We start from the raw sequence: 20818 nt of genomic DNA, 5'->3' as shown, positions 1-20818 counted from the left end.
CTCAGCGGCCGCGGAGGTTGCCGATCACCAGCTCCGCGGCCTTGAGCACACCCGCACACCGATCGGTGCCCCAATACTGCGAATCAACCCCATCGGGAACCATGTAGTCGAATTCGAGAGCCGCGTCGTCCGACACACCGACCACCATCGCGCACGACTTCATGTCGCCGAACAAATGGTACTGCGCCGCAGGCAGACCCTCGATCGACAATTCCCTCCACCCGGAGTATGTGCCCTGATTACTGGCGCTGAGCGCCGTCAGACCGGCAAGGCTTTTTTCTTTCACTGTCGGGATCTGCACACGCAACTGCGGCGCGTCCCGGACGACCCACGCACACCCCATCAGAGGAGAATCCGCCCGACTGGGCTTGACCCGATCCGGCGGATCGAGGACCAGCGCTGCTACATCCTCACGTTTCAGCGAGCCACAAGGGTCTGCCTGAAAAGATGCAAGATCAACAGGTTGCTCGACCGGCGTAACCGGGATCGCGTCTCCTGCCCTGGCGGGCGCCGGCCGCTCCTTGAGCAACGGGTCAGGCTTCCCCGGACCACACCCGCCAATGAGCACGACCACCGTGAATACGGCGACGGACACGTACCTCAAGTTATTCCGGAACTGCATCCGGCTCGACCTTCCATTGCTTCTGCTCGTCCACTCCGGAACCTTCGCGAAGGTCGGGAACCTCGACGAAATTAGTCTGAATCTGCACGAGACTGATGGCGCCGGCCTTGAAAGCACCGATTGTCTTGAGTGCCTCGTCGAACAATGAGCTGATCTTTTTCACGAGCTCACCGAGCGCCTCGATAACCGAATCTATGACGTCGGCGAAGGTCAGCAGATTCACTCCAGGAATAGTAGAGGTCAGAGCTGCCACCAACGCCTTCAAATCAATCTTGGCAAGCTCTCCGGCGCATTCGCCGAGGAAGGTGATCGCCGTACCATAGGTTTTGATCACCTCGTTCGCGATACCCGCCATCACTCCGGAAATTCCGGCTACCGCCTCTTGTTCCGACTTGAGCGCGTTGGTCACGTTCGCGGCATGCGCGACGAACTGGTCGGCCGCCCGGCCTGTCCAGGTCCCCGCCAACGCCTGCACCGCGTCACCGATGTCATCGTGTGCACCCTGTATCGCAGCGTTACTCGCAAACCGGAAAGCGATCTCCTGAATCCCGACGGCGTTACCGAGAAGCCGCGTCCGAATATCGTCGAGCATACGGAACACGTCAGGACGACCGATAAGCGGAAGCCCAGCGAAGTCGCGAATTTTCTGGTCGGCAGCGAACGGGTACGCCGGCAATTCACTCACGATCATTCCCCGTCTTTCTCGAGGTCACGGAGGCGCTTGTAGTACTCCTCGTCCTGCGCGTCGTAGTAGTCGGCGGCCTTGTCCATGGCGTCCCCCAGCTTGATCAAACGATCGAAGCCACGAGTGCTCTTTGCCTGCAGTTCGGCGATCATCCCGTTGAAGGCTTCGATGATTCCGGCCTCTTCACCCAGCATGCCGACGTCATGAACATTGAGGCGCAGTCCTTCGATATCGACATTCGCGAAATCACGGATACGCCCGGCAGCATGAAAGACGTCTTCGGTCGCCCTTCGAAGGGCTTCCGGATACACCTCGTAGCCGGAGCCACTGGAGCCGAGCGGCTCGAACGGGCCGCTCATCGAAAGCCTCCCTTCTCCGCTTCCTCGACCATTGCGTCGCGCCTCATACGCGCTGCACGCTCCGCATCATTGATCGCACGCAGGATGTGCCGGGCGAGACTCGCCTCCGTCTGAGTTTCCATGGCGTCGGGTTTCAAGTCGACCGACCTCAACGAGCCCATCCCGTCCACCGTGACCGTGCCGAGCCCGGCAGAAATGTTCCACGTCAGCGTCGCCGCACGACCACTGCTCGCGGCCTGCTCGATCGCGGTGACTCTCGTATCGATTTCCTTGGCCAGGTGGTACAGCCTGTCGTGGGTGTTCACCTGTGATCACCCCGGTCGTCGAAGTCTTCGTCGGAGAGGAAGTCGACTTGGTCGTAGCTCTCTTCATCGGGCACTTCGTCCCGTGGCGCCCGCGCTCTCCGACCGGCAGTGGCCGTCTCCACCGGCGGCGCCGGCGATGGCCGAGCCGAACTCCCTGCTCCCCAATCCGACGTAGGCGGCGAAGCCGGTTCTTTCCCGATCACCGCCGCCAGCTCCGGGACCGCGGCCGAGTGGGCGGCGCCACGCGCGGCCTGGACGGCCTGCACGATGCTGTATCCGAGCAGCTGAGGGTGTGCGCGGTCCAGTGCGTTGTCCGAGATCCGCAGATCGACGAGTTCGCCGCGTCCGGTCACCGTCGCGGCCACCGCCTGATCCGCGGACCGTCCGATGTGCACGGTCCCCGTGAGTCGGGCTTCCATGGCCCGCACCCGATCGCGAAACACTCGCGGATCCTGCGGCGCCGTCATGACGGCATCACAAAGCAAAGCATCGTGCTCCCTCCTCCACCACCGGACCGTTCTGACCGGCAGTGCCCGCCTGACACCTTACTGTGACGACGGGTGCCCGCAAGCAGGTTCCAAAGAACCGGAGGAAATGGAGCAGATTCAGCCTTCGACGCGTTTACGCAGTGCGGCGTCCTTGTCGAGCACCAGCTGCTCCAGATCCGCCTGGAACCGCGCCATCTTCGCCTGAAGCTCCTCGTCGGACGCGGCGAGGATGCGCACCGCGAGCAGGCCCGCATTGCGCGCCCCGCCGACGGAGACCGTCGCGACCGGGACGCCCGCGGGCATCTGCACGATCGAGAGCAGCGAATCCATGCCGTCGAGGTACTTCAGCGGGACCGGCACGCCGATCACCGGCAGCACCGTCGCCGACGCGACCATGCCCGGCAGATGCGCGGCACCGCCGGCGCCCGCGATGATCACGCGCACACCGCGCGAAGCGGCCGAAGCCGCGTAGTCGAGCATCCGCTGCGGAGTGCGGTGCGCCGAGTAGACCCCGACCTCGTATTCGACGCCGAACTCGGCCAGCGCCTGCCCGGCCGCTTCCATCGTCGGCCAGTCCGAATCGCTGCCCATGATCAGGCCAACCTGCGGCGCCATTTCCTACTCCTAGTGAATTTCGTAGCCGTCGAGCCAGACGGCGTGGGAAAGCCAGTGCGCGGCGAGCAGCGCGCGGTCGCGCAGCTCCTCCATGCGGTCGCCGACGAGGTTGACGTGGCCGAGTTTGCGGCCGGGACGCTCGCCCTTGCCGTACAGGTGCACGCGGATGTCCGGGTACCGCGCGAACAGGTGGTGCAGCCGTTCGTCCGGGCCCATCGCGGGGGCCTCGGGGGCGCCGAGGACGTTCGCCATCACACAGGCGGGGGCGATCAGGTCGGTCACGCCGAGCGGGTAGTCGAGCACGGCACGCAGGTGCTGCTCGAACTGTGAGGTCTTCGAACCGTCCTGGGTCCAGTGTCCCGAGTTGTGCGGGCGCATGGCGAGTTCGTTGACCAGCAGGCCTTCGCCGGTCTCGAACAGCTCGACGGCGAGCAGGCCGGTCACGTTCAGCGTCGCGGCGATCCGCAGCGCCAGGTCCTGCGCTTCCTGCGTGCGCTCGACGCTCAGCCCCGGCGCCGGCGCGAGCACCTCGGTGTTGATCCCGCCGGACTGCACGGTCTCCACCACCGGCCACGCCGCCCCCTGTCCGAACGGCGACCGTGCCACGAGCGCGGACAGTTCGCGCCGCATGACGACCTTTTCCTCGACCAGCAAGGGGGTTCCGGCGTCGAGCAGTTCAGGGACGGTCTCGCGGGCGTGCTGCGCGGTGTCGAGCATCCAGACGCCGCGACCGTCATAGCCGCCCTGCGCCGCCTTGAGCACCACCGGCCACGAGTGCTTGTCGCCGAAGGTGATCACATCGTCCACAGAGGACACTTCGGCGAAGGCGGGGCCGGGGATCTCGAGCCCGGCCATCATCTCGCGCATGACGAGCTTGTTCTGCGCCATCGACAACGCGGCCGGGTCGGGACGGATGGTGACGCCTTCCATCGCGAGCGTCAGCAGGTGCTCGCCGGGGACGTGCTCGTGGTCGAAGGTGAGCACGTCGACCCCGGCGGCGAACGAGCGCAGCGCTTCGAGGTCGGTGTGGTGCCCGTGCACGACCTCACCCGCGACGAGGCCGGCGGATTCGTTCTCCCCGGCGGCCAGCACGCGCAGGGACTGGCCGAGGGAGATCGCCGCCTGGTGGGTCATCCTGGCCAGCTGTCCGCCGCCCACCATGCCCACGATCGGAAGACCGGTTCGTTTGTCCATAACGACGGAGAGATTACTTGGCCGTCACAGCCGCGACCTGGGCGGACCCGCGTCGCAGCTCCCGCACCGCCAGGCCTGTGATGGCGATCGCAGCCGTGAGGACGTAGACGTTCCCGAGCAGCGACCAGCCGAGGCCCCAGCCGAACTCGGTCTCCCCGCCATTGGGCACGAACATGATCAAGCCGCTCGCGAACAGCACCGCGACACCCGCGGCCGGCACCCACGATCGGCGGAGCACGAGCAGGACGAGCAACGGCACCGTCCACACCCAGTGGTGTGACCAGGACACCGGCGAAAGCAACAGTCCGTAGAACGCGGTCACCAGCAGCGCGCCGACCGGGTCGCCGCGGCGGTGCAGGCGCACGACCAGCCAGACGGCGGGTACGGCCAAGACGGCGGCGATCGCGATGGCCACCGTCAACGACCACGGCGCGAGTTCCGAAGCCCGGTTCACCAGGCCGTTGAGCGACTGGTTGAAGATCCAGTGCACGGAGCCGACCCGGCTGGGGTCGGTCGCCGATTCGGTCCAGAACCGGACGGCGTCACCGGGGATCACCGCGAACATCACGGCTTCGAGCGCGACGAACGTGCCGAGCGCCCGCAGCGCGTCCTTCCAGCGGCCGGTGAACAGCAGATGCGGCACGAAGATCAGCGGCGTCAGCTTGATCGCGGCCGAGATCCCGATCAGAACCCCGGCCCAGCGCGAACCGCGCGCCGAAAGCACGAGGACGTCGACGACGATCAGTGCCATCAGGATGAGGTTGATCTGGCCGAGGAAGATCGTCTTCCAGACCGGCTCCAGCGCCAGCGCGCCGGCCGTGGCCAGCGGCAACACCCACCACCGGGTGATGGGGGCGCCGCAGGCGCGGGCGACCACGGAGATCACAACGCTCAGGCAGACCAGGGAAAGCGCGCCGATGACGCCCCAGGTCAGCCCGGCCGGGACGATCGCGAGCGGCAGGAACAGCGGCGCCGCGGCCGGGGTGTAGGTGAACGGCAGCAGCACCCACGGGGGCAGCGTCGTCAGCGCCTCCCGGGTGTAGAGCGGTTCGCCCTTCAGCAGCGTGAGAGCGCCGGCCCGGTAGACGGCGCTGTCCGCGCCGAGGTGCCATTCGCCGAGCCACGCGACCACGCCCAGCGCGAGCATCGCCAGTGCGAGCGCACCCGCCAGCGTGATCCCGACAAGCCTGGCCTCAGCCGCCGGACGTGACTTCAGCATGCTCGTCGTTAATCCCCACAGCGGTGTGCCCCGTGCCCTGCTTCCGGCGCAGGTACCACCAGCGTCCGGCGAGTGCGAGCGCCAGCACCAGCGGCATGAAGATGTACGCGCTGCCGAGGATGTTCTGCCACACCTGCCAGTGGAGCTCGACGTTGCGGCCGTTCGGCAGGATCAGCAGGACACAGCTGATGAAGACGAAGAACACCGCGAAGGTGCCGAGCCAGCGTTTCCACGCGGTGGCGGGCGTGGTCTTCGGCAGCCGCGAGACCAGCAGGACGACCAGCGGCGCCACCCACACCCAGTGATGCGTCCAGGAGATCGGCGAGATCAGCAGGATCCAGAACGCCGTCACCAGCATCGCGGCGAGCGCCTGGCCCTTGCGATGGAAGCGCAGCACCAGCCAGATCGCCGGGATCGCGAGCAGCGCGCCGATCCCCATCGCCGCTTTCGACGCCCAGGGCGCGAGCTCGGTGAAGCGGTTCATCAGCGCGTTCAGCGACTGGTTGCCGGCCCAGTGCACCGGGCCGATGCGGCCGGTGTCGGGCAGGGTGTAGGTCCAGTACCGCGCCGCGTCGTGCGGGATGATCAGGAACATCAGGCCCTGCATCACGACGAAGGTGACGAGCCCGCGGACGGCGTCCATCCGGCGGCCGGTGATGAACAGATGCCCCAGGAACACGATCGGGGTGAGCTTGACCGCGGCCGCGACGCCGACGAGCACGCCGCCCCAGCGGCTGCCCCTTGCCCCGATGACCAGGATGTCGAGCATCACCAGCGCCATCAGGATGATGTTGATCTGGCCGAGGAAGATCGTGCGCCACACCGGCTCGAGGCCGAGGAAGACCAGGAAGAACGCGATCGTCGACCGGGCGGGCGAGGCCCACCAGCGGGGGCCGTCGGTCGAGGGCTTCGGCAGCGCGCCGATGGCGATCCGGACGCACAGCGCCAGCGCGAGCAGCGAGACGGCGGTCAGGAGCCCCCAGGCGACCTGCGTCGGGACGATCGCGAGCGGGATGAACAGCAGCGCGGCGGTCGGCGGGTAGGTGAACGGCAGCAGCGCCCACCACGGTTCCACCGGAAGGGTGTTCGCGTCGTACAGCGGGTCGCCGTTCAACAGCGTCTCGGCACCGGCGCGGTAGACCGCGCTGTCCACGCCCAGCACCCATTCGTGCTGCCAGCCCCAGATACCGAAACCGATCGCGACCAGCGGGATCACGGACAGAATCAGGATCGATCTCGGCCGGACGGACAAGCGGGCGAGCGACTTTCGCAGCGACAGTCGATGCTGCGGGCGGCTCGCCGAAACGTCGCCGTTGGCGTCGGCGGGAACAGTCCGGGTCACGCGAACAGGAAATCATGAACCGGGTCGTCCCTGGTCGACAGGGTCGGCCGTGACCTGGAGAACGTCTTACGCTACCCCACGTCAGGAACGCGCGAGGGTGCCGAGGAGATCGCACGCGAGGTCGTAGGTCGCCGGGAGGCGGACCGCCGAAATCTGCGGGCGGCCGGTGTCACGCAACTGGGCGTCCACGGAAAGCCGCTCGTTGAGCGCCCTTCGCAGCGCGACGCCGGACGAAGCGAGCCGCACGTCCTTCGGTACGAGAGCGCCCGCGACGGACGGCCCGATCGAGGCAACGCTCTCCCCGCCGTCGAAAACCTGCTTCAACGCGTCCGCGACCAGGATCATCCCGGTCAGCCGGGGCCAGCCCGCGACCGAGCTGAAGTCCATCGAGACCACGAGCAGCGTGTGCGCCTCCGCGACCGGCCGCTCGTCACGGCGGGCCTGGCGGTACAGCTCACTCAACCGGGTCCTCAGGTACGCGGCGGTGGGCAGGCCGGTGAGGGGTTCGGTGACCTCGGTGTTCACCAGCTGGTCGGTCGCGACGTCCGCCCAGGCGAGCGCCGTCACCCGGAGCAACCGGGACGGTGTGGAGTCGACGTCCGGCGCGAGGAAACCGTCCACCGCGTCCGGGTCGGCGAGCACGGCGTGCAACGCCGCGAGGTCCGCGAGCGTCTCGGCCAGTCCCGCGCCCGCTGCGGCCCGTGCCCGGCCCAGCCCCGCGAGTGCGGTCTCCGCCACTTCTGCGGGAGCGACCCGGCCGTTCTTGATCACCGCCGCGCAGACGGCGTCGACCTCGGGCAGGCCCCAGTCGCTGGGGAAACGCCAGCCCGCGGCCAGGCTGGCCGTCCGCCAGCGGGCCCGGAGTGCGCGGAGCGTGCGATCTCGTTCGAACCGGTTCCAGGCGGCTTGCCCGTCGGATCCCCCGGACGGCGCACCGGTGGCCGGTACGTCCACTGCCCACCGCCCCTTTCCGTTCCGATCTTTTCGATCTTGCGATCGCTTCACGGTGGGGACGCCCGTCCACGCCGCGCGTGACGGCGTTTTTCAAGGATCTTTCCGAACTCTCCATCCATGCCCCCGCCACCACCCTCAACGGACGCGCTGCGCGCGCGGCTCGAAATCAACCCGGGGCGGGTGAAGGTGTTGCGCTCTCCGGGTCATCGACGGGGCCGCGAGGTGACGTGCGTCGCCCAGTCCGTCACACTGAGCGGGTTCGGGCGTTTAAGACAGTAGACCCGCCGAACCAGCAGATGAAGGAGCCCCGTGTCCACCGTTCCCGCCGATCTCTCCGGTAAGAGTGACGCCGAGCTGATCGCCGAGGTGCGTGACGGGAAGATCGCGTCTTACGGAACCCTTTACGAGCGCCACGCCGGCGCGGCGCACAACCTCGCCCGCCAGCTCGCCCGCTCGAGTTCCGAGGCCGACGACCTCGTTTCGGAAGCCTTCGCGAAGGTGCTGGACACGCTGCGCGGCGGCAAAGGCCCCGACGCCGCGTTCCGCGCGTACCTGCTGACCGCGCTCCGGCACACCGCCTATGACAAGACGCGCAAGGACAAGCGCGTCGACCTGAACGAGGACATGTCCGACGTCGGCGGCGCCATCGGCGAAGCGCTGACCGTCCCTTTCTCCGACACCGCCGTCGCCGGGCTCGAGCGCACGCTCGCCGCGAAGGCGTTCGCCCGGCTACCTGAGCGGTGGCAGGCGGTGCTGTGGCACACCGAGATCGAGGGGCAGACGCCCGCCGAGGTCGCGCCGCTGCTGGGCCTGACCGCGAACGGTGTCTCCGCGCTCGCCTACCGCGCCCGTGAAGGACTGCGGCAGGCGTATCTGCAGGTCCACCTGGCCGAGAACTCCGCCGAACGCTGCCGCGCGAGCGCGGACAAGCTCGGCGCGTGGACCCGGGACGGGTTGTCCAAACGCGAACGGACCCAGGTGGAGAACCACCTGGACGAATGCGAGAAATGCCGCGCGCTGGCCGCGGAACTGGCCGACGTCAACACCGGTCTGCGCGGGATCATCGCGCCGATCGTGCTCGGTGGCGCGGCCCTCGGTTACCTGGCGACGACCGGGGCGGGCAAGGCGGGCGCGGTCACCGCGGCCGCGACGGCCGCAGCGGCGGGTTCGAGTTCGGGCGCCGCCGCCGGCGCGGCCGCGGCCGGACCGCGTCAATTCGCCGGAGTGGCCGGATCGAGCGCGGCCATCGTCGCCGCCGTCGCGGTGGCGCTCGCCGCCGGTGGCGGCACGCAGGAGATCCCGGCAGCCGCGGCGGTCCCGCCGCCCGCCGCGGCACCCGCCCCCAAACCGGCCGACCCGCCCCCGGCACCGCCTGCCGCCCCGCCGCCGGCGCAGCAGCCGGTGCCGCCCGCCCAGCAGCCGGTGCCGCCCGCCCAGCAGCCGGTACCGCCCGCTCAGCAGGTGCCTCCTCCGGCGCCCGCTCCCGCGCCGACTCCGGCGCCCGCCGAGCCGCCCGCGCCTTCGCCGGTGATCCCGGCGCCTCCGGTGATGACCGCGTCGACCCCGCCCGGCGGTGTCCAGCTCAAGCCCGGTGAGGCGGCCAACCTGCCGATCACCGTGCGCAACGACGGCGGAACGAAGTCCGAGCCCGTGGCGGTCTCGCTGAACCTGCCGAAGGGTGTGCGGGCCGTTCCCGCCGCCGGCGGCGGCGCGATGGGCACCAACGGCTTCCGTCAGCAGGCACCCTCCACGATCGCGGTGAGCTGCCCCGGCGGTACCGGTACGGTGACCTGCCGGACCGGTACCGGTCTCGAACCGGGACAGTCCGCGGTGCTGACCTTCCGGCTGCTCGCGGACGAAACGGCCGTGGACGGCAGCGTGGTCACCGGATCGGTGACGGCGGGCGCGCAGATCAAGGTTCAGGTCGAGGTGAAGGTCAAGGTGCCGGCGCCGCCACGGGACGCCCTCACCCTGACGGCCACGAGCGACTGGCTGTCCGCGCTCCCCTGGAACCACAACCCGCGGTTGTACATCCACGTCACGAACACCGGTGAGTCGACGAAGCCGGTGACGATCACTCTCGACCACCGCATCCTCTACTCGTCGAGCTTCTCCGGCATCCGATGCACTCCGACCGGCGAAGGTGCGTCGTGCACTTCGCGTGGTTCGCTGGCTCCGGGGCGTCGGGCGAGCCTGTTGGTCCAATTGAAGGGCCGTCCGCCTGCCCATGTCCCGGTGACGGTGAACGCCACCCTCGGCGCTGCCAAGGCGAAGCCGGTCGAGGTCTACTTCGGCTGCTGGCACCACTGGTGTGACGACAACGCACTGCTTCCGCCGACGACGGTGCCTTCGCTGCCTTCGGTCACTTCGAAGCCTCCGGCCAGCATCGACACGACGAAGCCTGGACGGCCAGGGTGGCCTGTTCCGTCGAAGAAGCCTTCGCCGTCCGTGACGCCTTCGGAGCCTTCGAATGAGGAGCCGTCCCAGCCGGGGACGACCACGACGACCACCAGCGCTCCGCCGAAGCCCGGGAAGTCCAAGCCGACCACGCGGCCCAACGGGGTGGTCGACCGCACTTTCCAGTAGCGTCGCGCGCATGCGGGGGAAGCATCGCGAACTGCTGCGGTTCGTCTTGGTCGGCGGCGCGAGCTTCGTCATCACGATGACGATCACCTACGGGCTCAAGTTCACCGTGCTGACCGACAAACCGGTGACCGCGCTGATCATCGGCGTCCTGGTGGCGACCGTTTTCTCGTACGTCGCGAATCGTGAATGGTCCTTTCGCTCCCGCGGCGGGCGTGAGCGAGCCCACGAAGCCGCGCTCTTCTTCCTGCTCAGCGCGATCGCGCTCGGTCTCAACGCGCTTCCGCAGCTGGTTTCGCGGTACGTGTTCAAGCTGGAGCAACCCTACGTCGGGCTGCTGGCCCAGGAGATCGCCGACTTCGTCAGCGGCGTGATCATCGGCACCCTGCTCGGCACGGCGTTCCGCTGGTGGTCGTTCAAGAAGTGGGTCTTCCCGGAGGCCGGCGCGCGGCCGCGACTGCTGCGGGGCGGCGGGCAGGACATTTCCGCCATTCCCGACGATCCCGCCGCCTGATCCGCCCGCCGCGCGGCAGCAAAGGTCCCTTGCTCTCTTTTCGCAGGTCATCGCAACACCAGCGGAGGCAGGGCGAGTGGTCGTGAGTGGCGATTCGTGTTCTAACCCGAATCGCCACTCACGACCCGCCGCCGAATCGCCCAAAGCGCCCTATATCGCGCTGTCCATCCCCTGCCGACCCGTTCGGCGGCCGACGCGAATTAGACTGATCTGGTGACCGTGGTCGAATCCGTCCTTTCCAGGACGCCCGAGCCGCTCCGATCCGTGCTGATCAAGCACCGTGAGCTGTTGAAGTTCGCGATCGTGGGCGGCACGACGTTCCTGGTCGACAACGGCGTCTGGTACCTGCTGAAACTCAGCGTGCTGGAGTCGAAGCCGACCACGGCGAAGGCCATCGCGATCATCGTCGCGACGATCGTGTCCTACATCCTCAACCGCGAGTGGTCCTTCCGGACCCGCGGCGGCCGCGAACGGCATCACGAAGCCGCGCTCTTCTTCGTGATCAGCGGCATCGCCGTGGTGGTCAACCTGATCCCGCTGTACACGTCGCGCTACATCTTCGACCTCGAAGTGCCGCACGTGACGCGGTTCGTCCAGGAGCTGGCGGATTTCACCAGCGGGTCGATCATCGGCATGCTGCTGGCGATGTTCTTCCGCTTCTGGGGCTTCAAGAAGTGGGTCTTCCCGGATGAGCTGGGCAAACGCCGCCGGGACAGCGACGAGCCGGACGAGGACGTCATTCCGCTCCGCTAAGTACTTGCCAAAAGACATGTGATTGCCTAGGGTCATCCATGTCAACGTTCCTTCACTGATGACGCCGGCCGGGTTCGCACGGTCGCGTGTTCGTCCTGACCTCCGGGCACGGCTCGGCCCCCCTCGCCCAGGAGCGGGCCGTGCTCAAGGCCGCCACCGGCGTCTCGCACATCGTCAAACTCTCCACGACCGGCGTCCACTTCGGACAGACCGACCCATCTCCCTCGTGCACGCCGAGGCCGTACGGGCCGTGCGCGAAGCCGGGCCGGACTGGACGATCCTGCGTCCCGGCACGTTCATGGACAACCGGTTCGCCTGGCTGCACGCCGTGCGCGGCGACGGGGTCGTCCGCGTCCCCGAAGGCGATCCGGGGTCCGCGCTGGTGCACGTCCGCGACATCGCCGAAGTCGCCGCGACCGTGCTGACCACCGACGGGCACGCGGGCAGGACGTACCCGATCACCGGCGGCGAAGCGCTCACGACGCGGCGGCAGGTCGAGATCCTCGGCGACGCGCTCGGGCGGCCGCTGACGTACGTCGAAGAGCCCGAAGCCGCTTCGCGAGCCAGGATGCTCGGGTACGGCTGGCCCGCTTCGGCGGTCGACGGGATCTTCGAGCTCAAGCGGCAGTCGGCCGGGAACGAGGAGATCGTGTTCGGCACCGTCCGCGACCTGCTCGGGCGGGCGCCGCTGACGTTCGCGGACTGGGCTCGGGAGCACGCCGCCGCCTTCGCCTGACCTGCGGAAAGGGAGCAAGGGACCTTTGCTACCGCCTGGCTCCCTGTTAGTACATGAAGGCCCCCTTGGGGACCCAGAGTCCGTGAAGGCCTCCTTCCCTACCTTCAGGGTAGGGAAGGAGGCCTTCACGGATTTGAAACCCAAGAACGCGCCGAAAGGGTTAATGACTTGGGACGGGCCCGGCGATACGCGATACTCATCAGGCGTTTAATTTTCGCCGGTCCGCTGTCCGGACCACGCGTTGTCCGCCGAGCGGCCCTCTCGCTAACGTGCCGCGTCGGGGAGACAGGGGGAACCGTATGAACGAACGCCTTCGCGTGCTCGTGGTCGACGACCATCCGCTGTTCCGGTTCGGGGTCTGCACCCTGCTCGCCAACGAACCGCTGGTCGACGTGGTCGGAGAGGCCGCGAGCGGCGCGCATGCGATCAGCGCGGCGAGCGCCCTCGATCCCGACGTCGTGGTCATGGACCTGCATTTGCCCGATATCAGCGGCGCCGAAGCGACCCGGCACATCGTCGCCGAACGGCCGGACGTCGGCGTGCTCATGCTGACGATGGCGGACGAGAGTGAATCCGTTTTCTCGGCGATGCGGGCCGGAGCCCGCGGATATCTGCTGAAGGACGCGGAGCCCGACGAAATCATTCGTGCCGTTCACGCCGTCGCGAGGCGCGAAGCGATCTTCGGGCCCGACATCGCGACGCGCGTTCTCGGCTTCTTCAACCACTCTCAGCCGAGCACGGACACGGTGTTCCCGGAACTCACCGTCCGCGAACGAGAGGTCCTCTCGCTCATCGCGGGCGGGCACAGCAACACCGCCATCGCCAGCACTCTCTGCCTCAGCCCGAAAACGGTGCGGAACCATATTTCGAACGTCTTCAGCAAGCTCCACGTCGCGGACCGCGCCGAAGCGATCGTGCGTGCCCGCGAAGCGGGGTTGGGTCGCTGAAAAAGCGACCCCGATAAGGGCGGCTTTTCGGGCAATTCCGGGACCGGAGTCCCATGCGCCCGGGACACCCCACCCGGCAGGGTGAGTAGCGCGGGGGGTGGGACCCTCGCACCGTTCGAGGGGAATGGGAATCACATGTTCGAACCGAACAGGACACCGGTGGTCGTCCGCGCCACCGATCCGATTTTGCACAACGGCGTCTGCATGACGCTCCGCTCCCGTGACGATGTCTGGCTGGTGGACGGGGAGGCCGCCGACCCGACGATGGTGGCCCTCCTGGTCACCGACCGCCTCGACGAGGCCATGACGCAACTGCTGTCCGCACTGCACCACCAAGGGTTCACCCGCATCGTGCTCATCGCGGGTGAAGTCGACGACAACGAGATCCTCAGCGCCATCGAACACGGCGTCTGCGCGGTCGCCCGGCGTTCCGAGGCGGGCGCCGACGTCCTGGTCCGGCTGATCAAGGCGGCCGCGGCCGGGGAAGGCGCGCTGCCGCCCGACCTGCTCGGCAGGCTGCTGCACCGGGTCTCGCGGCTGCAACGCCAGGTGCTGCAGCCGCGCGGCCTGCACTTCGGTGGCATGAGCAGCCGGGAGACCGAGGTGCTCAAGCTGGTCGCGTCGGGATTCTCGACGCAGGAGATCGCCGACCAGCTCTGTTATTCGCAGCGCACGGTGAAGAGCATCCTGCACGACGTGACCAACCGGTTCCAGCTCCGGAACCGCTCGCACGCGGTGGCTTACGCACTGCGTGAGGGATTGATCTGATCCCGTGATCAGTCAGGTCGACGAGGCGTTGTGCCTGCTCATCGCACCTCATCTGCCGGAGGGGACGGTGGTCCGGCTGGATCCGCCGAAACCCACCTGGCAGACCGAAACGCGGGTGTCGAGCGTCGATCTGTTCCTCTTCGCCCTGCACGGCGCCGGCCCGGGAACCGGCGCCGTGCGGGCGAACCGGTGCGAACTGTCCTATTTGGTCACGGCGCGGGCGGACAAGGTCCGGGACGAGCACACCCTGCTCGACCGTTCGCTGCGGATCCTGCTCGGGACGGAGTTCCTCCTGGTCGACGAGCAGCCGTTGCGGATGACTCTCGGGCGCACCGATCCGACCGGACTGTGGGTCAGCCTCGGCCTGCCCGCCCGGGCGGCGTTCGTCGTCACGGTCACGGCGGAGTACCGAGACTGAGCACCGAGGACCGCCGCAGGACCACCCCGCCGATGGACGACAGCTGCCCGCCGAAGAGCTCGCACCATTCGGAGGCCGTCTCGGGCGGGCCGCATTCGCCTGCCCGCCTGGCCCACCCCGCGCGGACTTCGAGGCGGTAGCCGAGGATGCCGGTCAGGGTCAGCCCGTTCCGGCTGGCGCCGACCCCGCACATGCCCCGGTAGAGCCGGGCGTCCGGCGGCCGGAACTCGGCGCTCTGCTGGACGAACCGGTGTCCCGCCGCCCCGGTCACGGTCGCGACCGGGGTGTCGAACCCGCTGACGAACAGCCCCTTCGACAGCAGGTCCAAGGCTTCCGCCTCCATCCGCTCCACCACTCCGGGCGGACGGCGGCACGCGCACAGGGCACCCTCGAAGGACAACCCCACGGTGACCGCCACCTTGCCGATCTCCAGGGTCGCCGCGGCCACCGGACTCACCGGCGGGTGGTACCGGAACGCCGTCGCACGCACTCCCCGACGGTAGGTCCGCGCGCTTCCGTGGCCTTGCCCGATCGGGAGAACCTTGGGGAGGTCTTAGCGAGGGACCCGCTCGGCCGGCCAGCGCACCTCGGCCACATCGCCCGGCCGGGGCACCTTCAGGAAGAGGCTGAACACCGCGGGCTGCTTGCTCGACAGCTCCAGCCGTCCACCGTCTGCCTCGATGAGCGCGCGAGCGAGCGCGAGCCCGACGCCGGTCGACCCGCCGCCGGAGAAGCCACGTTCGAAGATGTGCGGCGCGAGCTCGTCGGGCACCCCCGATCCGGTGTCGGCGACCTCGATGACGACGGTGCCTTCCGTGTCGCCGCGCCGCGCGGCGAGCGTGACCGTTCCCGCGCCGTGGCGCAGCGCGTTGTCGAGCAGGACGCCGACGACCTCGCGCAACCGGCCCGGCGTCGCCCTCGCCCTCAGCCCGTCGGTGACGCGGATCCGCAGATGCCTTCCTTCGGCGCGAAGCAGCTGTCGCCACTCTTCGGAGACTTCGGGAAGCACTTCCTGGAGGTTCACCGGTTCCGCACCGACCTCGCGCGCCGCCCGCGCGGCGGCCAGCAGTTCGTCGAGGGCCTCGGCGAGCCGGTCGGCCTGTTCCTGCGCGGCCTTCGCCTCGTCGACGACGTCTCGGTCGGCGTGGATGGTGAGCGGTTCGAGCCGCAGCTGCAACGCGGTCAACCGGCTCCGCAGCTGATGGGAGACGTCGCCGACGAGCTGCCGTTCCCGCTGGACGAGCTGGGCGAGCGCCGAACCGGACGCGTCGAGCGCCTCGGCGACCATGTCGAGTTCGCCGACGCCGTAGCGCTTGGGATCCGGCCGGAAATCGCCGCCGCCGAGTTTGACCGCGCGATCCGCGACGTGTCGCAGCGGTTTCGCGAGCCTTCGCGCGGTCACCGTCGCGACCACCGTGCCGGTGCCGACCGACAGCACGACCAGCAGCACCACCAGTAGGGTGACCTGGGTCTGGCGGGTGCGCATCGGGCCGGCGGGCACGGACAGCTCGACCTCGCCGTGCAACGCGATCGGGGCCCGTTCGGACACCACGTCCGAGCCGGGATCGGAGCCGTAGCGCTTCTCGATCTGCCCTTGCGCGCGGACGGTCAGCAATCCGCCCTGCGGCACGGCGACCCGGACCAGGTCGAGGTTGATCGGCTGGCCGACCGCGATCTCGCTGTCCAGCGTCGCCGCTATCCCACGGGCCGAGGAAGCGAGGTTCTCGCGGTTGAGGTTATCGACCAGCTGCCACGCGGTGATCCCCAGCGGGATGCCCAGCACCGCCGCGGTGACCGCGACGGCGAGCAGGATCGCCAGGAGGATGCGTCGGCGCATGCTATTCCGCGTTGAAGCGGAAGCCGACGCCGCGGACGGTGGCGATCCGCCGTTCGCCGTCGCCGTTCCCGCCGGGTTTGCCCGCCCTGCCCGCGGCTTCGTCGGCCGCGATCGCGAGCTTCCGCCTGAGCCACGACATGTGCATGTCGAGGGTCTTCGAGGTCTTCGATTCGAGGTCGTTCCACACCTCGGCGAGGATCTCGTCGCGGCTGACCACCTGACCGGCGCGGCTCATCAGCACCCGGAGCAGCTCGAACTCCTTGTTCGCCAGCTGCACCTCGTGCAGGTCCACGGTGACCATCCGGGCGCCGAGATCCATCCGCACTCCCCCGGCTTCGAGCACGTCGGGGGCCCGGCGGCGGAGCAGCGCGCGGATGCGGGCCAGCAGTTCGGCCAGCCGGAACGGCTTGGCGACGTAGTCGTCGGCGCCGGCGTCGAGCCCGACCACGAAATCGACCTCGTCCGTGCGCGCGGTGAGCATCAGCACCGGCACCTCGGTGCCGCTGGCGCGCAGGCGGCGGCACACTTCGAGCCCGTCCATCCCGGGCAGGCCGAGATCGAGGACCAGCAGGTCCACCCGGTCGCTCCCGGTCGCGTCGAGGGCTGCGGGCCCGTCGCCGACGACCCGCACGTCATAGCCCTCCCGCTGGAGTGCGCGGGAAAGCGGATCGGCGATGGCCGGGTCGTCCTCGGCGAGTAGCACCATGCTCACCTGGCCAACTCTACGACTGCCGGGCGTGAAACCATCGTCACCGTGCCTGGCTACGAGAATGATCTGGAACTCGCCACCCGGCTGGCCGACGCCGCCGACGCCATCACCACCGCCCGGTTCCGCGCGCTCGACCTGGCCGTGGAACGCAAACCCGACCGGACGCCGGTCACCGACGCGGACACCGCCGTCGAAGACGCCATCCGCGCGATCCTCGCCGCGGACCGGCCGGACGACACGGTGCTCGGCGAGGAACGCGGCGGCACCGCGGCGACCGGCCGCGCCTGGGTGCTCGACCCGATCGACGGGACCAAGAACTTCCTGCGCGGTGTCCCGGTCTGGGCGACGCTGATCGCGCTGGTCGAAGATGGCACGCCCGTGGTGGGCATGATCAGCGCGCCGCTGCTCGGCCGCCGCTGGTGGGCCGCCGCCGGCGACGGCGCCTGGATGAGCGACTCCGCCGGGGAACGCCGCATCTCGGTGTCGAAGGTCGCGTCGCTCGAAGACGCGTATCTGTCCACAACGGACCTGAACTCGTGGGTGGAGTACCACTCCCGCGAGAAGTACCTCGACCTCGTCAACGCGTGCTGGGAGAGCCGCGCGTTCGGCGATTTCTGGCACCACTGTCTGGTCGCCGAGGGCGCGCTCGACGTCACCGCGGAATGCATCGTGAACCCGTGGGACGTCGCCGCGGCCCAGGTGCTGATCACCGAAGCCGGTGGCCGGTTCAGCGATCTGAACGGCGAAGGGCGCTACGACAACGGCTCAGCGCTTTCGACGAACGGCCTGCTCCACGACGAAGTCTTGGCGATCCTGAAGCGCTGAACGCGGGGTGTCACTGCGCGCCGGGCAGAAGGCCGACGGCGCCGCGCGCGACCTGCGACCACGCGAGACGGCCGAAGAGGTAGTGGCAGGCGACCTGTTCGGTGGTGAACCGGGCCCAGTCGTACCGGTTGCCCTGCTCACGCCAGAAGACCTCCCAGGCGGGCTCGGCGCCTTCCTCCTCGGCACGCATGAGGCACCACGCGTTGTCCGTCTCCGCGCCGACCGACACCACTTCGGGTGGCACACCCAATGCGGCCAGCCACCGCAGGATCGTCCCCGTGTTCACCGAACCTCCCCCGTGACGTCCGCCAGGAAGCCCAGCGTGACGAGTTCATCGGCGCCCAGCACCGTGCGGAAGCGCACCCCGCCGCCGGGCTGGCCGAACCAGCCGGCGGTCACCGAGCGCCAGACCGGCAGCGCCCGCACGACGCGGTAACGCCGGTACGAGGTGACCTGATCAGATGGCAGCGAGCGCATCGAAAACAAGGTCGCGTCCTCGGCGAACACCCGGCCGTGCTGATCCCCGAAGCGGTCGAGATGGGTGCCCGCCTCGAGCATCACCGGCCTCGCCGGATCGGCGTCCTCCGGCCACAGGTAGCCCGTTCCGGTCACGAAACGCGCTTTCCAGTCCTCTTGGGACATTCCGCCCCACGGATCGTGGCCCCTGGTCAACTCCGCCGGGGGCGCGACGCCCGGAGCCGTCGGCGAACGCCGGAAACCGCTGCTGACGTGGGACAACGCGTCCAGGTCGTCGAGCACGTCCGCCTCGGGATGGTCCTGCGGGCCGGAACCGCCCTCGGGGAGCGGCAACTGGCGCGCGGGTTTCCCCATCGCGACCGGCAGATGACCGATGGGGAACATGTGCACCAGAAACAGCGCGATCACGCTCTCCCGCTCGGTCCGCAAGGCCCCCATGGGCGGCGGAGCGACGGGCTGGGGCGGAAACGGCACTCGCAGCGGCGCCACCGCGGGCGGCCACGGCGAAGGCGCGTACGGAGCGCGCGCCCCGTGCGGCGGGGTCGGGGCGTCGTACTCGGCAGGCAGCCGGATCGGGCCCGTTCCGGCCTCGCTCGGATCGGTCACCGCACCTCCCCCAAGGAATCGGACCCCACCGGTGAACGGGGGAGGCAGCGGACAGGACGCGTTACGACCTTAGCGCCGACCGGCGTTCGACGAGTTCGAAACCCGCCTTCGCGAACGTGCTCACCGTGCCGTGGTACAGATCCGCGCCCGACCGCTTCCCCAGTACCTCGACGGGGTAACCCTCGACGACGCGCGCCCCACGCCCGGCCGCGAAGTCGACCGCCGCCCGCAGCAAGGCAGTGGAAAGGTCTCGTCCGTGAGTTCCGCGAACCTCATCCGGCGAGCGCGTTGACCACCCGGGACGGGCTCGGCCTGCCCAGTTTCCCGGCCATCCACTTGCTCGTCGCGACCAGCGCGTCGAGGTCGACACCGGTTTCGACGCCGAGACCGTCGAGCATCCACACGAGGTCTTCGGTGGCGAGGTTCCCGGTGGCGGATTCGGCGTACGGGCAGCCGCCGAGCCCACCGGCGGAGGAGTCCACAGTGGACACGCCGCAGCGGAGGGCGGCCAGCGTGTTGGCGAGCGCCTGGCCGTAGGTGTCGTGGAAATGGACGGCCAGGGTGCCGACGTCGGCGAACTGCCCGATCAGCGCCTCGACCTGGCCCGCGGTGGCGACGCCGATGGTGTCGCCGAGCGAGAGCTGCGAGCAGCCGAGGTCGAGGAGCCGTTTACCCACCCCGGCGACCTGCGCGGCCGGGACGGCGCCTTCCCACGGGTCGCCGAAGCACATCGACACGTACCCGCGGACGTCGAGACCTTCGGCCCGCGCCCTGGTGACGACCGGTTCGAACATCGCGAACTGGTCGTCCACCGTCGAGTTGAGGTTCTTCTTGGCGAAGGTTTCGGTGGCGCTGGCGAAGATCGCGATATGCGAGACCCCGGCTTCCAGCGCCCTGTCCAGTCCGCGTTCGTTCGGGACGAGCACTGGGTACCGGACGCCTTCGCGCTTTTCGAGCCCGGCCAGGAGCTGCTCGGCGTCGGCCAGCTGCGGCACCCATTTCGGGCTCACGAAACTGGTCGCCTCGAGCGTGGTCAGCCCGGCGCCCGCGAGCTTGTCCAGGAACTCGAGTTTGACCTCGACCGGGACGATCGACTTCTCGTTCTGGAGACCGTCACGCGGACCGACCTCCCAGATCGTCACCCGCTCCGGCAACGCGGCGGCCGACGGGACGCGGTCGGGCAGCCCCAGTTCTCGCGTGCCCATCAGCGGCGCCGGTTTCCGCGCGGCGGGTGCCCCTGCGGCGGAAGCGGCTCGGTCTGCTGCGGCGCACCCGGCGCGAAGTCGTCGTACGGGTTGTCGTTGACTTCGCGGTAGATGACCGTGTGCACCCGCTCGACCTTGGGGATGTCGTCGAACTTCAGCGGTTCGTCCGAAGCGGACTCGATCACCAGCGTGCCGCAGCCGAACACGCGGTCCAGCAGCCCATGCTCGAACTGGACGCTGTTGATCCGCGACAGCGGGATGTCGATCCCGGTCCGCTTCAGCACACCCTCGCGGGCGATCAGCCGGTCCGTGGTCACGATGAAATGCGTCGTGCGCCAGCGGACGAACGGCGCCAGGAAGAGCCAGACGACGAGACCGAGCCCGACCGCGGCGATCGCGATCTCGGAGATCAGGTCCCACGGGGCCGTCGCGTCCTTCGCGACGATGGCCAGCCAAATCCCCACGCCGAGCGTGATGATCAGCGCGAGGAACGGGAAGATCAGCATCTTGAAATGCGGGTGACTGTGCACCACGACGTGCTCGTTTTCGCTGAGCAAATCGTCCGGATAGGCCACGACGGACGCTCCCAAAGTGTGTTCGGCGCTGGTGAGCTCACCGTACCGGCGAACGGTCCCGGCGGAAGAGGAGACGCCGGAA

The 20818-nt window shown here is 68.8% G+C and carries 26 protein-coding genes; 8 read left to right on the top strand and 18 right to left on the bottom strand.

The window, feature by feature from the left end:
• Position 1: 1 nt before the first annotated feature.
• The 10 genes from AC069H_RS29000 to AC069H_RS28955 all read right to left on the bottom strand — a co-directional run bounded on the left by AC069H_RS29000 (position 2) and on the right by AC069H_RS28955 (position 7783).
• Entirely contained in the window at positions 2–595 is a 594-nt protein-coding gene (locus AC069H_RS29000; protein WP_478234445.1) for a DUF3558 domain-containing protein, read from the bottom strand.
• Positions 596–605: 10 nt separating this feature from the next.
• Positions 606–1307, bottom strand: a complete 702-nt coding sequence (locus AC069H_RS28995; RefSeq protein WP_478234444.1) for a WXG100 family type VII secretion target — start codon at positions 1305–1307, stop codon at positions 606–608.
• 2 nt (positions 1308–1309) lie between these two features.
• Positions 1310–1666 (bottom strand): hypothetical protein, encoded by a 357-nt coding sequence (locus AC069H_RS28990; RefSeq protein ID WP_478234443.1) that lies wholly within the window; start codon positions 1664–1666, stop codon positions 1310–1312.
• Positions 1663–1971, bottom strand: a complete 309-nt coding sequence (locus AC069H_RS28985; RefSeq protein ID WP_478234442.1) for a YbaB/EbfC family nucleoid-associated protein — start codon at positions 1969–1971, stop codon at positions 1663–1665. The genes AC069H_RS28990 and AC069H_RS28985 overlap by 4 nt, the downstream gene beginning before the upstream one ends.
• Positions 1968–2438 carry a YbaB/EbfC family nucleoid-associated protein gene (locus AC069H_RS28980; RefSeq protein WP_478234441.1) on the bottom strand — a complete coding sequence of 157 codons (471 nt, stop codon included), beginning with the start codon at positions 2436–2438 and terminating at the stop codon, positions 1968–1970. Before AC069H_RS28980 ends, AC069H_RS28985 begins: the two co-directional genes overlap by 4 nt.
• 138 nt (positions 2439–2576) lie before the next feature.
• A complete protein-coding gene (purE, locus tag AC069H_RS28975) occupies positions 2577–3074 on the bottom strand; it encodes a 5-(carboxyamino)imidazole ribonucleotide mutase (RefSeq protein WP_340684515.1) in 498 nt (165 codons plus the stop codon).
• Positions 3075–3083: 9 nt separating this feature from the next.
• Positions 3084–4268, bottom strand: coding sequence for a 5-(carboxyamino)imidazole ribonucleotide synthase (locus tag AC069H_RS28970; RefSeq protein WP_478234440.1), 1185 nt, complete (start codon positions 4266–4268; stop codon positions 3084–3086).
• A 13-nt stretch (positions 4269–4281) separates the two neighbouring features.
• Entirely contained in the window at positions 4282–5487 is a 1206-nt protein-coding gene (locus tag AC069H_RS28965) for a glycosyltransferase 87 family protein (RefSeq protein ID WP_478234439.1), read from the bottom strand.
• Positions 5462–6829 carry a glycosyltransferase 87 family protein gene (locus tag AC069H_RS28960; protein WP_340684518.1) on the bottom strand — a complete coding sequence of 456 codons (1368 nt, stop codon included), beginning with the start codon at positions 6827–6829 and terminating at the stop codon, positions 5462–5464. Before AC069H_RS28960 ends, AC069H_RS28965 begins: the two co-directional genes overlap by 26 nt.
• A gap of 81 nt (positions 6830–6910) precedes the next feature.
• Positions 6911–7783 carry a nucleotidyl cyclase domain-containing protein gene (locus AC069H_RS28955; RefSeq protein ID WP_007031897.1) on the bottom strand — a complete coding sequence of 291 codons (873 nt, stop codon included), beginning with the start codon at positions 7781–7783 and terminating at the stop codon, positions 6911–6913.
• A gap of 309 nt (positions 7784–8092) precedes the next feature.
• On the opposite strand from AC069H_RS28955, the gene AC069H_RS28950 reads away from it, so the two are divergent.
• From AC069H_RS28950 to AC069H_RS28920, 7 genes are all read left to right on the top strand, one after another.
• Positions 8093–10369 carry a sigma-70 family RNA polymerase sigma factor gene (locus AC069H_RS28950; protein WP_478234437.1) on the top strand — a complete coding sequence of 759 codons (2277 nt, stop codon included), beginning with the start codon at positions 8093–8095 and terminating at the stop codon, positions 10367–10369.
• Positions 10370–10379: 10 nt separating this feature from the next.
• A complete protein-coding gene (locus AC069H_RS28945; protein WP_478225177.1) occupies positions 10380–10880 on the top strand; it encodes a GtrA family protein in 501 nt (166 codons plus the stop codon).
• A gap of 213 nt (positions 10881–11093) precedes the next feature.
• The gene (locus AC069H_RS28940; protein WP_034304834.1) at positions 11094–11633 is read left to right on the top strand and encodes a GtrA family protein; all 540 of its coding nucleotides are present in this window, start codon (positions 11094–11096) and stop codon (positions 11631–11633) included.
• 226 nt (positions 11634–11859) lie between these two features.
• A complete protein-coding gene (locus tag AC069H_RS28935; protein ID WP_478234436.1) occupies positions 11860–12369 on the top strand; it encodes a Rossmann-fold NAD(P)-binding domain-containing protein in 510 nt (169 codons plus the stop codon).
• A 299-nt stretch (positions 12370–12668) separates the two neighbouring features.
• A complete protein-coding gene (locus tag AC069H_RS28930) occupies positions 12669–13316 on the top strand; it encodes a response regulator transcription factor (protein ID WP_340684523.1) in 648 nt (215 codons plus the stop codon).
• 135 nt (positions 13317–13451) lie between these two features.
• Entirely contained in the window at positions 13452–14084 is a 633-nt protein-coding gene (locus AC069H_RS28925; RefSeq protein ID WP_340684524.1) for a helix-turn-helix transcriptional regulator, read from the top strand.
• A 4-nt stretch (positions 14085–14088) separates the two neighbouring features.
• Complete coding sequence (locus AC069H_RS28920) at positions 14089–14502, top strand: Pvc16 family protein (RefSeq protein WP_478225173.1); 414 nt, start codon at positions 14089–14091, stop codon at positions 14500–14502.
• Here AC069H_RS28920 and AC069H_RS28915 read toward each other — a convergent pair.
• The 3 genes from AC069H_RS28915 to AC069H_RS28905 all read right to left on the bottom strand — a co-directional run bounded on the left by AC069H_RS28915 (position 14480) and on the right by AC069H_RS28905 (position 17045).
• Positions 14480–14992, bottom strand: a complete 513-nt coding sequence (locus AC069H_RS28915) for a hypothetical protein (RefSeq protein ID WP_478234435.1) — start codon at positions 14990–14992, stop codon at positions 14480–14482. The two genes, AC069H_RS28920 and AC069H_RS28915, sit on opposite strands and share 23 nt — an antisense overlap.
• A gap of 63 nt (positions 14993–15055) precedes the next feature.
• Positions 15056–16339 carry an ATP-binding protein gene (locus tag AC069H_RS28910; RefSeq protein WP_478234434.1) on the bottom strand — a complete coding sequence of 428 codons (1284 nt, stop codon included), beginning with the start codon at positions 16337–16339 and terminating at the stop codon, positions 15056–15058.
• A gap of 1 nt (position 16340) precedes the next feature.
• A complete protein-coding gene (locus tag AC069H_RS28905; protein WP_478225238.1) occupies positions 16341–17045 on the bottom strand; it encodes a response regulator transcription factor in 705 nt (234 codons plus the stop codon).
• 39 nt (positions 17046–17084) lie between these two features.
• On the opposite strand from AC069H_RS28905, the gene hisN reads away from it, so the two are divergent.
• Positions 17085–17873 carry a histidinol-phosphatase gene (hisN, locus tag AC069H_RS28900; RefSeq protein ID WP_478234581.1) on the top strand — a complete coding sequence of 263 codons (789 nt, stop codon included), beginning with the start codon at positions 17085–17087 and terminating at the stop codon, positions 17871–17873.
• A 10-nt stretch (positions 17874–17883) separates the two neighbouring features.
• On the opposite strand, the gene AC069H_RS28895 is transcribed toward hisN, so the two are convergent.
• From AC069H_RS28895 to AC069H_RS28875, 5 genes are all read right to left on the bottom strand, one after another.
• Positions 17884–18159, bottom strand: a complete 276-nt coding sequence (locus AC069H_RS28895) for a hypothetical protein (RefSeq protein WP_478225170.1) — start codon at positions 18157–18159, stop codon at positions 17884–17886.
• Complete coding sequence (locus tag AC069H_RS28890) at positions 18156–18956, bottom strand: TNT domain-containing protein (protein ID WP_478234433.1); 801 nt, start codon at positions 18954–18956, stop codon at positions 18156–18158. The genes AC069H_RS28895 and AC069H_RS28890 overlap by 4 nt, the downstream gene beginning before the upstream one ends.
• 61 nt (positions 18957–19017) lie before the next feature.
• On the bottom strand, positions 19018–19191 hold the full coding sequence (locus AC069H_RS28885) for a hypothetical protein (protein WP_478234432.1): 174 nt from the start codon (positions 19189–19191) through the stop codon (positions 19018–19020).
• A gap of 37 nt (positions 19192–19228) precedes the next feature.
• Positions 19229–20161 carry a hydroxymethylglutaryl-CoA lyase gene (locus AC069H_RS28880; protein ID WP_478234431.1) on the bottom strand — a complete coding sequence of 311 codons (933 nt, stop codon included), beginning with the start codon at positions 20159–20161 and terminating at the stop codon, positions 19229–19231.
• Entirely contained in the window at positions 20161–20736 is a 576-nt protein-coding gene (locus tag AC069H_RS28875) for a PH domain-containing protein (protein ID WP_478234430.1), read from the bottom strand. The genes AC069H_RS28880 and AC069H_RS28875 overlap by 1 nt, the downstream gene beginning before the upstream one ends.
• Positions 20737–20818 lie beyond the last annotated feature (82 nt).

It is taken from the genome of Amycolatopsis sp. NPDC043887, from assembly GCF_056435665.1.
This window is presented reverse-complemented; position numbering and strand designations above follow the sequence as displayed.